The 12680-nt window shown below is 59.5% G+C and carries 17 protein-coding genes; 9 read left to right on the forward strand and 8 right to left on the reverse strand.

The features are described 5' to 3' along the window. The 3 genes from AOA62_RS18830 to AOA62_RS18840 form a co-directional block, all read right to left on the reverse strand. The gene (locus AOA62_RS18830) at window positions 1-408 is read right to left on the reverse strand and encodes a translation initiation factor 2 (protein ID WP_099549409.1); all 408 of its coding nucleotides are present in this window, start codon (window positions 406-408) and stop codon (window positions 1-3) included. Window positions 409-514: 106 nt separating this feature from the next. After that, window positions 515-814 carry a YciI family protein gene (locus AOA62_RS18835; RefSeq protein ID WP_017139159.1) on the reverse strand — a complete coding sequence of 100 codons (300 nt, stop codon included), beginning with the start codon at window positions 812-814 and terminating at the stop codon, window positions 515-517. Between the two features lies 1 nt (window position 815). Beyond that, window positions 816-1412: a septation protein A gene (locus tag AOA62_RS18840; protein ID WP_099549410.1), complete on the reverse strand. Its 597-nt coding sequence runs from the start codon at window positions 1410-1412 to the stop codon at window positions 816-818. An 87-nt stretch (window positions 1413-1499) separates the two neighbouring features. Between AOA62_RS18840 and AOA62_RS18845 the strand changes: the two genes are divergently transcribed. The 6 genes from AOA62_RS18845 (at window position 1500) to rluB (ending at window position 6478) form a co-directional block, all read left to right on the forward strand. Continuing rightward, complete coding sequence (locus tag AOA62_RS18845) at window positions 1500-2363, forward strand: PHP domain-containing protein (RefSeq protein ID WP_099549411.1); 864 nt, start codon at window positions 1500-1502, stop codon at window positions 2361-2363. Window positions 2364-2376: 13 nt separating this feature from the next. Continuing rightward, on the forward strand, window positions 2377-3006 hold the full coding sequence (locus AOA62_RS18850) for an L-threonylcarbamoyladenylate synthase (RefSeq protein WP_017139161.1): 630 nt from the start codon (window positions 2377-2379) through the stop codon (window positions 3004-3006). A gap of 120 nt (window positions 3007-3126) precedes the next feature. Next, window positions 3127-3825, forward strand: coding sequence for a ScpA family protein (locus tag AOA62_RS18855; RefSeq protein WP_169875663.1), 699 nt, complete (start codon window positions 3127-3129; stop codon window positions 3823-3825). A gap of 12 nt (window positions 3826-3837) precedes the next feature. Beyond that, window positions 3838-4776, forward strand: coding sequence for an SMC-Scp complex subunit ScpB (gene scpB / locus AOA62_RS18860; protein WP_099549413.1), 939 nt, complete (start codon window positions 3838-3840; stop codon window positions 4774-4776). 142 nt (window positions 4777-4918) lie between these two features. Continuing rightward, entirely contained in the window at window positions 4919-5110 is a 192-nt protein-coding gene (locus AOA62_RS18865) for a DUF1289 domain-containing protein (protein WP_099549414.1), read from the forward strand. Between the two features lie 144 nt (window positions 5111-5254). Next, the gene (gene rluB / locus AOA62_RS18870) at window positions 5255-6478 is read left to right on the forward strand and encodes a 23S rRNA pseudouridine(2605) synthase RluB (protein ID WP_017139164.1); all 1224 of its coding nucleotides are present in this window, start codon (window positions 5255-5257) and stop codon (window positions 6476-6478) included. Window positions 6479-6671: 193 nt separating this feature from the next. Here the strand turns inward: rluB and AOA62_RS18875 are convergent, their stop codons facing one another. Together AOA62_RS18875 and AOA62_RS32055 are read right to left on the reverse strand one after the other, a co-directional pair. After that, window positions 6672-7631, reverse strand: coding sequence for a hypothetical protein (locus AOA62_RS18875; protein WP_017139165.1), 960 nt, complete (start codon window positions 7629-7631; stop codon window positions 6672-6674). A gap of 73 nt (window positions 7632-7704) precedes the next feature. Next, a complete protein-coding gene (locus AOA62_RS32055) occupies window positions 7705-7842 on the reverse strand; it encodes a hypothetical protein (RefSeq protein WP_003175756.1) in 138 nt (45 codons plus the stop codon). A gap of 647 nt (window positions 7843-8489) precedes the next feature. Between AOA62_RS32055 and AOA62_RS18885 the strand changes: the two genes are divergently transcribed. Continuing rightward, a complete protein-coding gene (locus AOA62_RS18885; protein ID WP_017139166.1) occupies window positions 8490-9911 on the forward strand; it encodes an amino acid permease in 1422 nt (473 codons plus the stop codon). A 59-nt stretch (window positions 9912-9970) separates the two neighbouring features. On the opposite strand, the gene AOA62_RS18890 is transcribed toward AOA62_RS18885, so the two are convergent. Next, window positions 9971-10348, reverse strand: a complete 378-nt coding sequence (locus AOA62_RS18890) for a cytochrome c (RefSeq protein ID WP_099549415.1) — start codon at window positions 10346-10348, stop codon at window positions 9971-9973. 57 nt (window positions 10349-10405) lie between these two features. Here AOA62_RS18890 and arfB point away from each other — a divergent pair, with 57 nt between their 5' ends. Further along, entirely contained in the window at window positions 10406-10819 is a 414-nt protein-coding gene (gene arfB, locus AOA62_RS18895) for an alternative ribosome rescue aminoacyl-tRNA hydrolase ArfB (protein ID WP_017139168.1), read from the forward strand. Here arfB and AOA62_RS18900 read toward each other — a convergent pair. Both AOA62_RS18900 and AOA62_RS18905 read right to left on the reverse strand, forming a co-directional pair. Beyond that, a complete protein-coding gene (locus tag AOA62_RS18900; RefSeq protein ID WP_099549416.1) occupies window positions 10816-12012 on the reverse strand; it encodes an MFS transporter in 1197 nt (398 codons plus the stop codon). The two genes, arfB and AOA62_RS18900, sit on opposite strands and share 4 nt — an antisense overlap. A 103-nt stretch (window positions 12013-12115) precedes the next feature. Further along, entirely contained in the window at window positions 12116-12298 is a 183-nt protein-coding gene (locus AOA62_RS18905; RefSeq protein ID WP_017139170.1) for a hypothetical protein, read from the reverse strand. A 195-nt stretch (window positions 12299-12493) separates the two neighbouring features. Here AOA62_RS18905 and AOA62_RS32235 point away from each other — a divergent pair. Then, window positions 12494-12680 (forward strand): hypothetical protein (locus AOA62_RS32235; RefSeq protein WP_218244145.1); only part of this gene is annotated, 187 nt, incomplete at its 3' end.

Consider the following 12680-nt stretch of genomic DNA (forward strand, 5'->3'; position numbering starts at 1 on the left):
TCAATTTAGCCATTGTCGACGGCGACGGTGCCCACCACTGGCGAAGATCCCGCACAGCAGGGCGATCAGTGCGACGGCCGCGCCCGTGACAAACCACTGTTGTTGCTCGGTCAGCCAGCGGGTCAAGGCGCCGCCTTGTGTCTCTTTGAGTTGCTGTACCAGGCGTTGGTTCTCCTGGCGCAAGCGACTCAGTTGGGCGCTTTCGCGAGCAGTATCTGCACTTTGCAGTTGTTTGCTCAGTTCTTCACGCAGCCGTTCGCTTTCTTTCAAGCGTTGCTGCAACTCGGTGATCTGGCTGCCGACACTCAGGGACAAGGGCGTGGAGCTGCCGGTGTTTGAGGTTTCTTCCGCATGGGCGCTCGCCCCGATCATTAACACTGCCAACAGACACAACGGACGTAAGCGCATCGGAACTCCTGATTCCACACGAATATTCAGAACGTTGTCGGCAGGTTACCGAGAATAATGAGCAATTAGGAGCGCGCCGAACCGATTAGGTTCAGCGCAGCCGGGCTTAAGGCAGGACTTGCTTGAACGGCTTGATCACTACATCAGCGTAGACGCCCGCGGCGATGTACGGGTCGGCGTTGGCCCAGGCCTTTGCGTCGGCAAGGGAGGCGAACTCGGCAATGATCAGGCTGCCGGTGAAGCCGGCGGCGCCTGGGTCATTGCTATCGACGGCCGGGTGCGGGCCTGCGATCACCAGGCGACCTTCGGCTTGCAGGGTTTTCAGGCGCTCAACGTGCGCCGGGCGTACGCTCAGGCGTTTTTCCAGCGAATCGGCAACGTCGGTGGCAATGATGGCGTAGAGCATGTCAGTCCTCGGTTTTCGGCGTGGTAGGGGCGGTGTCATGCAGATGGCGCGACAGGTAGATACCTTGGCCGATCAGGAACAATACGGTCATGCCCAGGCTACCGAAGACTTTGAAGTCGACCCAGTAATCCTGGAAGGTAAAGGCCACGAACAGGTTGGCGGCGCCGCAGAACAGGAAAAACACGATCCAGGCCACGTTCAAACGCGTCCATACCGGCTCCGGCAGGGTCAGCGCGTGGCCCATGATGCGCTTGATCAACAAGCGGTCACCAATGAAGTGGCTGCCGATAAACACCAGCGCGAACAGCCAGTTCACTACCGGGGCTTTCCATTTAAGGAAGGTTTCGCTGTGAAAGGCCAGGGTCAGGCCGCCGAACACCAGGCAGGCAACCAGGGTGAGCCATTGGCTTTTTTCCAGTTTGCGCTGGGAAATGAAAATGGCGCCGTAGACTACGATAGAACTGACGATCAGCACGGCAGTGGCGCTGTAGATGCCCCCGAACGAGAGCGGATGACCGGCGATATCGATGACCCTGGGGTCGAGTTTGGTAACGATGAAAAACAGCAACAGCGGGATGAAGTCGATGAATTGTTTCACAGTAAGAGCCAGAAGCTGGATGTGGCGGCATAATAACAAACATCCTTGGTAGCGAAAGCGCCAGCTGACTTGAGGTTACACACTCCCGTGAATGTTGATTTGCACTGCCACAGCACGGCCTCCGATGGCGCCCTGGCGCCCGCGGTACTGGTTGCGCGTGCGTTTGAAAAAGGCGTGCGAGTCTTGTCGTTGACCGACCACGACACCCTCGAAGGCCTCGACGAGGCCCGCACGGCGGCGCATGCCTTGGGCATGCAACTGGTCAACGGCGTGGAATTGTCCTGTACCTGGGGCGGCGCCACCATTCATGTGCTCGGCTACGGCTTCGATCAAAACGCCGCGCCTTTGGTGGCGGCCATCGCCCAATTGCACGATGGCCGTTGGCTGAGGTCCGAAGAAATAAGCCGCAAGCTCAGCCTTAAAGGCATGCCCAATGCGCTCGACGGCGCCCGCGCCATCCAGCAAGAGCTGGGCGACAGCGGCAACGCACCGGCCCGCCCGCACTTTGCCGACTGGATGGTGCGTGAAGGTTTCGTCAAGGACCGCGCCGAAGCGTTTCGCAAATGGCTGGGCGCCGGCAAGTTGGGTGATGTGAAGCAACACTGGCCGACGCTGGAAGATACAGTCGGCACATTGCGTGCCTCCGGAGCCTGGGTGAGCCTGGCGCATCCCTGGCATTACGATTTCACCCGCAGCAAGCGCCGCAAGCTGATTGCCGACTATATTGGAGCGGGCGGCCACGCAATCGAAGTGGTCAACGGGCATCAACCCGCTGAGCAGGTGGGCAGCCTGGCGATTCTTGCTCGCGAATTTGGTCTGCTGGTCAGCGCCGGCAGTGATTTTCATGGCCCAGGCGGCTGGTCCGAGATTGGCGAGTACCGCCAGGTCCCGGAAGACTTGCCGCTGTTGTGGGGGCGATTCAAGCATGACCCCATTATTGCCACCGTCTGAACAGGTAGAACACGTGAGTCAATTCTTCCAGATTCATCCGGAAAACCCTCAAGCGCGCCTGATTAAACAGGCCGTGGAGATCATTCGCGCCGGTGGCGTGGTGATCTACCCAACGGATTCGTCCTACGCCATTGGTTGCCAGATCGGCGACAAGAGCGCAGTTGAACGGGTCAGACGCCTGCGTGACCTGGACAAAAACCACAACTTTGCGCTGATCTGCAGCGACTTGTCGCAACTAGGGCTGTTCGCCAAAGTCGACACCGGCACCTTCCGCCTGCTCAAGGCGCACACGCCGGGGCCGTACACCTTTATTCTGAATGCCACCCGCGAAGTGCCGCGCCTGTTGCTGCACCCCAAAAAGCGCACCATCGGCCTGCGTGTGCCCGAGCACCCGATTGCCCTGGCGTTGCTGGCAGAACTGGGTGAGCCGTTGATGAGCGTGTCGCTGATTTTGCCCGGTGAAGAAGAGCCGCTGTACGACCCTTACGAGATGCGCCGCCTGCTGGAAAAACACGTCGATCTGATCATTGACGGCGGTTACGGCGGCAACAAGGCGTCCACTGTGATCAACCTGGCCGATGGCGAGCCGGAAGTGGTGCGCGTGGGCTGCGGCGACCCGACGCCGTTTATGGTCGAGGCCTGAATGTCGGCCGTGGAAACCGCTGATCCCCAGGCGGGCGCCCAGCAGGAACTGCCATTTGCCATGGTGTATGGCCAGGCGGTCATGGAAATGCCGCTGGACCTGTATATTCCGCCGGATGCGCTGGAGGTCTTTCTTGAGGCCTTCGAAGGCCCGCTGGATTTGCTGCTGTACCTGATTCGCAAGCAGAACATCAATATCCTCGACATCCCGGTGGCAGAAATCACTCGCCAGTACATGGGGTATGTCGAGTTGATGCAGTCGGTACGCCTGGAATTGGCCGCCGAGTACCTGGTGATGGCCGCCATGCTCGCCGAGATCAAGTCGCGCATGCTGTTGCCGCGTTCCGAGACCATTGAGGCCGAAGAAGACGACCCGCGGGCCGAGCTGATCCGCCGTCTGCAAGAATATGAACGCTTCAAGGCCGCCGCCGAAGGCATCGACGGCTTGAGCCGCGTGGGCCGTGATGTGGTGGTGCCCAAGCTCGATGCCCCGGAAGCCCGGGCGCGCAAGCTGTTGCCGGATGTGAGCCTGGAAGAATTGCTGATGTCCATGGCCGAGGTGCTGCGCCGGGGTGACATGTTTGAAAGCCACCAGGTCAGCCGCGAAGCGCTGTCGACCCGCGAGCGCATGAGCGATGTGCTGGAGCGCCTCAAGGGCGGCGGCTTTGTGCCGTTTGTCGAGCTGTTTACCAAAGAGGAAGGGCGCCTGGGGGTGGTGGTGACCTTTATGGCCATCCTCGAACTGGTCAAGGAATCCTTGGTCGAGCTGGTCCAGAATGAGCCTTTTGCGGCTATCCACGTGCGGGCGCGAGCCGAATAAAGAGCTGAATCGATGAATCTGACTGAACCCCGCGAACTGGCGCCCTTGCTGGAAGCCTTTCTCCTGGCCTCGGGTAAACCGCAATCCCTGGAACGCTTGTTCGAGTTGTTTGAAGAGGCCGAGCGCCCTGAACCACCGGTGTTCAAGAAGGCGCTGGAGATTCTGCGCAAGTCCTGCGACGGCCGCGCCTTTGAACTGCGCGAAGTGGCGTCAGGTTATCGCTTGCAGATCCGTGAGAAATTTTCCCCGTGGGTCGGCCGCTTGTGGGAAGAGCGCCCGCAGCGTTATTCCCGCGCGATGCTGGAGACCATGGCACTGATTGCCTACCGCCAGCCCATCACGCGGGGCGAGATTGAGGATGTGCGGGGTGTGGCGATCAACAGCCATATCGTCAAGACACTGCTGGAGCGCGAGTGGATCCGCATTGTCGGCTACCGCGACGTGCCCGGCAAACCGGCGATGTTTGCCACCACCAAGGTGTTTCTCGACCACTTCAACCTGAAAAACCTCGACGACCTGCCGCCGCTTGCCGAACTTCGCGAGATGGAAGCCGAGCCGGTGCTCGACTTCGACGACGCGCCGGTGCCGGCCAGCTTGCAGGAGCTGGCCGACGCCACCGCCGAGCCGGAAGAGCCGAAGGACGAAACCAGTTTCCATACCTTGCTGCTTGAACTGGATGATATGGAGCAGGGCATCAAGACTGACTTTGATGACTTGCTGCGTGATGGCGCGGCTGAGCCTGAAACCCAGGTGAACGTTGAGGGTGAGCCGCAAGTCGAACCGGAACCTGAGCCTGAACCCGAAGAAGACATCCTCGGCGTGGCCGAAGCCCGTGAAAAGCTCCTGGCCGCTGTTGCCGCCCTTGAACAGCCGCCTTTGAGCGATGAAGAAGACGAAGCCCGGGCGCTGGCTGAAGCCATCGAAGCCGAACGGCGCCAGTTTGAGGACTGACCCGGTCTGCCAGACACATGGAAACCCTGTGGGAGCTGGCTTGCCTGCGATGCGGGCGCCCCGGTCTGTCGGTTGTACCGAGGTGATGCCATCGCAGGCAAGCCAGCTCCCACAGAAAAGCCAGCTTACTGGGAGGATTCAAATGAGTTCCACCAAAGACCCTTGCATCAGCATCTGCAAATTCGCCGATGACATCTGCGTCGGCTGTGGCCGCAGCAAGCGCGAAATCCGCGCCTGGAAGAAGCTCGACAAAGCCGACAAACGCACCGTTCTGGCCGAAGCCGAACTGCGCCTGCTGGCCCTGGGCGCCACCGGTCGGCGGAAAAGCAGATGACTTGGGCCTTATCGACTAGTCTGTGATGCGAAACCCGCGCCATGCGCGTATGATTCGCGACCCTTTGCCGATCTATTCGGCCAAAGCCCCGCTTTCAATACTCTTCAGGCCACGCCTGAATCGACCCACCGGGAGGTGCTTAAGATGAACGACCAAGACCAGAACGACAGCCAGGAAATCGGCCCAGCAGGCGAAAAACTGCAAAAGGTGCTGGCGCGTATCGGCGTGGGCTCACGCCGCGACGTCGAAGCCTGGATCACCCAGAAGCGCATCAAGGTCAATGGCGTCGAGGCTACCCTCGGCCAGCGCGTCGACCTGCACGATGCAATCACCATTGATGGCAAAGTCATCAAGCGTGAAGAGGCCGCCGAATCGGTGCGCCGCGTGATCATGTACAACAAGCCCGACGGCGAGATCTGCACCCGTGACGACCCGGAAGGCCGTCCGACCGTGTTCGACAAGATGCCCAAGCCCAAAGAAGGCCGCTGGATCAACATCGGCCGCCTGGACATCAACACCACTGGCTTGCTGATGTTCACCACCGACGGTGAGCTGGCCAACCGCTTGATGCACCCGTCCTACGAGATGGACCGTGAGTACGCTGTACGTGTACGCGGCGAAGTCGATGACGAGATGATCGAACGCCTGAAGGCTGGCGTGGTGCTGGAAGACGGCCCGGCCAAGTTCACCGACATCAAGCAGGCGCCCGGTGGCGAAGGTTTCAACCACTGGTACCACTGCGTGGTGATGGAAGGCCGTAACCGTGAAGTACGTCGCCTGTGGGAATCCCAGGGCCTGGTGGTCAGCCGCCTGAAGCGCGTGCGTTTCGGCCCGGTGTTCCTCAACTCCGACCTGCCGATGGGCCGCTGGCGCGAAATGAGCCAGTACGAAGTCGACATCCTCAGTGCCGAAGTCGGCCTGACGCCGGTGGCCATGCCGCAGATGAACGCCAAGAGCAAAGACAAGCTTGAGCGTATGCAGCGTAAATCCTCGCGTCCTGTGGCGCGTACCGAGCGTGTTGCACGCACCTTGCGCCCTGCGCTGAATGCACCGGCGACCGGTGGGCGTATCTCCCGTGAGCCGCACATCGAAGGCGAGCGTCGCCCAACCGCGCCATCGCGTCAGGAAGGCGAGCGTGCGCCACGCACTCCGCGCCCTGCCCGTGGTGAAGCGCCAAGCGGCGGCCGTAGCAACCGTGGTGAAGCGGACCGCCCAGCGGACAACGCCAGCACCAAGCGCCCAGCCAAGCCCGCGGCGAACAAGCGCCCTGGTCCGAAACTGGTCGCCGACGAGCCGTCGGGCAAGCGCCGTGGCGCGCCGGCCGGTTCCGGTCAGCGTCCGGGTTTTGGTCGCAAGAAGCCGCAGTGATTTAACCGCTGTATAAAAAAACGCCAACCTTAGGGTTGGCGTTTTTTTTTGCTCTGAAAGTTGGTAACCCAATCAAGTGTGGGAGCTGGCTTGCCTGCGATGCGGGCACCTCGGTTTACCAGGCAAACCGCAGTGATGCTATCGCAGGCAAGCCAGCTCCCACAGGGATCCGCTTTGTTTCAACGAGGTGTGTTTAGAACGCAAATCTGCCATCAAACACCGGCTTGTCATCCAGTGCCAACACGCCACTGGCGAAGATCAGGTCCAGGTGATGGCTGCCTTTCTGCCCGCCACCCAAGCCCAGGTGCAGGCCGCAATGGCGCTCCTCGAAGCCGGCATTGCGTGCATACAAGTCTTTTACGCCCTCGTTGGTGCCAATCCCCAATTCCTCCACACGGCGGTTGGACGGGTTGGCATTCAGGTATTTGTTGAAATCATCCGCCAGCCCTGGCACCTCGCTGGCCACGCTGCAAACCGTCGAGTTCTCGATCCACAGCTCCAGCGGTGATTGCAGCACGCCGTATTTGCGCGCAAACGGTATGGTGCTGAGGAAGGTGCCAACAAACCGCACCTGGCCATTGATGGCTTCGCTGTGGGTGGCGATTTCGCCTGGTGCCAGGTCGTGGTTGCCGACCCCGTTGATATTGGTCCACTTCTTGATGCTGCTCAGCGGCGCCTCAAGGCGGGAGCCGTGTTTGTCGGTAAAGCTCAGCACGTTGGCCTGGGACATGCGCCGGATCAGCGTAGCGTTGAGGTCGGCGATGCGCTGCGGCTCGACGCTGAAGGTGTCGTAGAAATAGTCGCCATAATCCTTGAACAGCAGGGATTTCTTCCAGTGTTCGGCCATCACGCCTTGCAGGGCGCGAATAAAATCCGGGCCTTCGGCACGTGGGTTGGGCAGGGTCGAAGAGTCATACAGAAACAGGTACAGGTCGCAGGCTTCGATGGCGTGGGCCAGGGTGTCGCTGGGCGTGAGGTCCAGGCGCTGGCATTGGAAGTTGAAGCGTGCGGCGCTGCTGTGGGTGATTGCTTCGGCGATGGCGTCGTAGCGCTCGGTATGGCCCAGCAACACCGTCGGGCGGCTCAGGCCGTTGAGTGCCGGGTGGTGTGCGAGGTAGTAGAGGAAGTGTTCGACGGCGCGGGCCTTGTCCATGACGGGTGTCCTTCTGTGCCTTGGGTAAGGGGGCAGGTGCCGTGCACAGCACCTGCCGGATGCCTGCCGGGTGTTAGAAAGGCCACATCGCAGTGCCAAAGGGCACAACGGCATCGGCTTGCATCATTTCAACGGCGGCCTCATGGGTCGGCGCTTCAAACCAATCGTCGAGTTGCAGTTCGGTTTCCAGGTCGTTTTCCAGTGCTTGCATGGTATTTCTCCTAGAGGACGTTGTTTGAGAACGGCTTGCCAACGGGCTTCGCTGGCAAGTGAAAGAACCTAGGAGAGAGTGTTTGGAAATGCAAAATATTTATTGACACGGTCTCATTTGAATTTTTTCTTCTGTTTTTTCAGTGTGTTTTTTTATCCAGAAAAAACAGCAAATTGGCTGAACCGATTTTTCAAAAACTTCCCACTGACAGTTTTCCGTTAGCTGACGAAAAAGTCTGCCTGTAACGCTGGTTTTCCGGGGTGTAACGTTTAATTTACGAGTTTGTCCGGGTGTTACTGAGTGCCGTCCAGCTGTAAGGATTAGCTTACAGTTTGGTGTGTGCACTCTGTTGGGGCGTGCTGAAGCTGTCGAGCGGTGTACAATGCGCCGCGTTTTACTGTGACCCCCTTGCGTATCCACGCAAAAGGCCAAGACCTCAGGGTTTACCCACCCTGATCACTCCGTGCGGCCACGAGTCGGACGGGTTCGATTTCGTCACAGATAAAAACAAACAGGTGACGCATGACCGTTAGAAAGACGCTGTACTCCTGGTGCCTGCGCTGGGGTTTGAGCGGCGCTGCTTGAGTCGGTAATTCAAGGCAGCAACCTGCATTCGACATTCTCAAACCTTGCGTGAGACCCTTTTCATGAGTGGACCCCAATCTTCTTCAGGCGAGCTGAAACGCGGCCTGAAAAATCGGCATATCCAGTTGATCGCCCTCGGTGGCGCCATCGGCACCGGCCTGTTCCTGGGCTCGGCCGGCGTGCTCAAATCCGCCGGCCCTTCGATGATCCTGGGTTATGCCATCTGCGGCTTCATCGCCTTCATGATCATGCGCCAGCTCGGCGAAATGATCGTCGAAGAGCCGGTCGCCGGTTCCTTCAGCCACTTTGCCCATAAGTACTGGGGCGGTTTCGCCGGCTTCCTGTCGGGCTGGAACTGCTGGATTTTGTACATCCTGGTAGGCATGTCGGAGCTGACTGCGGTCGGCAAGTATGTGCACTACTGGTGGCCAGAGATCCCGACCTGGGTCTCGGCGGCGGCGTTCTTCGTATTGATCAACCTGATCAACCTGGCCAACGTCAAAGTCTTCGGTGAGGCCGAATTCTGGTTCGCCATCATCAAAGTCGTGGCTATCGTCGGCATGATTGCCCTGGGCAGCTATTTGCTGGTCAGCGGCAGCGGCGGTCCGCAAGCGTCGGTGAGCAACCTGTGGGACCACGGTGGGTTCTTCCCCCATGGCGTCGGCGGTTTGGTGATGGCCATGGCGATCATCATGTTCTCGTTCGGTGGTCTGGAAATGCTCGGTTTTACCGCTGCTGAGGCCGATCAGCCACGTACGGTGATCCCCAAGGCGATCAATCAGGTGATCTACCGCATCCTGATTTTCTACATCGGCGCCCTGGTGGTGCTGTTGTCGCTGACGCCGTGGGACAGCCTGCTGGCGACCCTTAACGCGTCCGGCGATGCCTACAGCGGCAGCCCATTCGTGCAGGTGTTCTCGATGCTGGGCAGCAACACCGCCGCGCACATCCTCAACTTTGTGGTGCTGACGGCGGCATTGTCGGTGTACAACAGTGGCACCTACTGCAACAGCCGCATGCTGCTGGGCATGGCTGAACAGGGTGATGCGCCCAAGGCATTGGCCAAAATCGACAAGCGCGGCGTGCCGGTGCGCTCGATCCTCGCCTCGGCAGCGGTCACTCTGGTGGCGGTGTTGATGAACTACTTCATCCCGCAACACGCGCTGGAGTTGTTGATGTCGCTGGTGGTTGCCACCCTGGTAATCAACTGGGCGATGATCAGCTTTTCGCACTTCAAGTTCCGCCAACACATGAACCGCACCGGCCAGGTGCCGCTGTTCAAGGCGCTGTGGTATCCGTATGGCAATTACATCTGCCTGGCGTTCGTGGTGTTTATCCTGGTGATCATGCTGATGATTCCGGGGATTCAGGTGTCGGTATACGCAATCCCGGTGTGGGTAGCGTTCATGGCGGTGTGTTACTGGATCAAGAACAAGCGCAGTGCTGAAGCCGCATTGACCACGGCAAATGCAGCGCTGAAGTAAGCGACGCTCCATCGGCGATTAATACCCCTCTATTGAGGGGTATTTTTTTGCGATGCGATTCATCGGCTGTTTGCAATAACGCCACTCATGTAGGCGTTCAAGTCGCGAAAATCCTTGACGCTCCAGGCATGCGGCGCAATCTTCACGCCATTGTCTTGCAGGGTTTTTGGGATCAGGTTGCCATTCGGGCGAAGGATCACCGAAGACACAATAACGCCCGGATAATCCGCCAGCCGTTTTTTGAAAGCAGGCGTTGTGAGGTCCGGCGTGGGCGGGCTGCTTTTCCTGGCCAATGGCCCGGAGGCCTTGAGGTCCGGGCCGTGGCACATGGCGCATCGCTGTGAATACAGGTTTTTGCCGTTGGCAGTGTCCGCGACGGACAGTGGCGTTTGAATGAGTGATAAAGTGCCGAGCACAGTGATGAATAGCCTTTTCATATTGCTGCGTCCTTGTTGTTTATGTTGTTGTGGCCCGTTGCCTAAGGTTTTTGATTGATGCTGGTAATTTCCAACAACGTGCACTTGCCCGATGCCGAGATCGAGTTGACCGCCATTCGCGCCCAGGGCGCCGGTGGGCAGAACGTCAACAAGGTGTCGAGCGCGGTGCACCTGCGGTTTGATATCCCGGCTTCATCGTTGCCGGCGTTCTATAAGGAGCGTTTGCTGGCGCTGCGTGACAGTCGTATCACCAGTGAAGGTGTGTTGGTGCTCAAGGCTCAGCAATACCGCACTCAGGAACAGAACCGTGCCGATGCGCTGGAGCGCCTGGTGGAGTTGATCCTCAGCGCCACCAAGGTCGAAAAAAAGCGCCGCCCGACCAAACCCACCCTGGGTTCGAAAAAGCGTCGCCTGGAATCCAAGACCAAGCGCGGCAGCATCAAGGCCGGGCGCGGCAAGGTCGACTTCTAGGCGCCTCTCGCCTCGCGGGCCTTGGGGGCTTGCCGGTACAGGTAAACACTCAGCAGCAGACCACCGACCGACGCGAGGGCGGCAAACAGGAATATCGACGCAAAGCCGAAGCCTGCCGCCACCGCCCCGGCCAGTGGGCCGGTGATACCCAATGACAAGTCGATAAACAGCGAATAAGCCCCCACCGCCGCGCCACGGCTGGAGGCCGGCACCAGGTTGACGGCTTCTACGCCCAGTGCTGGAAACACCAGCGAAAAGCCAAACCCACTCAACGCCGCACCGGCCAGCGCCCATTGCGCGTCGGGTGCCAGCCATAGCAACAACAGGCCAAGGGCTTCTACCGACAGGCAGGCAATCGCCACACGAAAGCCGCCGATCCGGTTGATCAAATTGCCGAACAACAGGCGCGCGCCGATAAAACTGGCGCCGAACAGGCTCAATGCCCACACCGCGTTGTCCCAATGCTGGGTGGTGTAATACAGGGTGATAAAGGTGGCGATGGTGCCAAAACCAATCGAACCCAACGCCAGGGCACAGCCGTGTGGCAACACGCGGCCCAGCACATTCATGAAGGGCAGGCGCACGCCGGCCACAATTGGCGCGGCTTCCTTGTTCCAGGCCAACAGCACGCCGAGCACCGCCAGCAGGATGATGCTGACGCCCATGCTCCACAGCCCCAAGTGGCTGACCAGCAGCACACCCAGCGGCGCACCGATGGCCAGCGCGCCGTAGCTGGCGATGCCATTCCACGAGATGACCTTGGCCGTGTTGGCGGCGCCGACCCGGCCGATGCCCCAGCCGATGGCGCCAGAGCCCACCAGGCTTTCCGCGCTGCCCAGCACCAGTCGGCCAATCAGCAGGCTGATCAGGCTGATGCCCGGCAGGCTGGAAAACCACGCCGCCAGCAACATGAACACGCCGCTCAGGCCGCAACCGACCAAGCCGATCAGCACCGCGCGCTTGCTGCCCAGGTTATCGATGATTTTGCCTGCATACGGACGGCTCAGCAGGGTGGCCAGGTATTGCACGCTGATTACCAAGCCCGCGATAACTGCGCCGTAGCCCAGTTGGCTGTGCACATAGCCCGGCAATACGGCCAGGGGAATACCGATGTTGAGGTAGCCGATAAAGGTAAACAGCACGATGGAAACGACTTGCAGCGTGACCGCCATGGGGCGCTGGGTATCTGGCATGGGGGAGGTCCACCGTCGCAGCAGGTAAAGATAGGCTGCTAATGATACCGATGCTTTGGCTTGTGCAGGGCGGTAAAAAGCAAAACGTCAGCTCAAAAAGACATCAGGCTTGAGGCGGGGCCAGCATTTGCGTGGTCACCAGGGCGGCCAAGGCGTTTTCCTGGGTGCCAAAACGCTTGAGCAGCAGGGCTTGTTTGTCGGCGCTGAGGCGGTTCCAGACTTCGATCATCTGCAAGGCAGCGTCCAGTACTGCGGCGTCGGGGGTGTCGGGGAGGGTGTCGGTCATGGCGGGGGTCTCGATGATTCAGGCAGTGTGGAAAGCGCTTGAAGTGCGCTTTCCACACGGTCTGGTACGGCGTCAGTCCTGGCGTTTGCTGTCGACTGGTTTTGCTTCTTTGGCTTCAGGCTGTTTGTCACTGGCCTGCTGCGGTGTTGGCTGCTCAGTTGGGTGCAGGCTTGGGAAGGGGAGATTAGGTATCTCGTGCATCGTCGTCGCTCCTCGCAAGATCTGTTTTATCAATCGCAGGTGATTCCGCGCTCTCAAAAAGCCTTGGCAGGATACAGCACTGAAAATGACAAAAAGAATTTTATGTCGGCGGATGTGCGAATTTTTATTTTTTTGCGCAAGTGGCATGGGGTCGCAGGCTGGGTGGCTGGGTGGCTGGGTG

Origin of the sequence: Pseudomonas sp. 2995-3, assembly GCF_002742565.1 — a bacterium.
Taxonomy (GTDB): domain Bacteria; phylum Pseudomonadota; class Gammaproteobacteria; order Pseudomonadales; family Pseudomonadaceae; genus Aquipseudomonas; species Aquipseudomonas edaphica.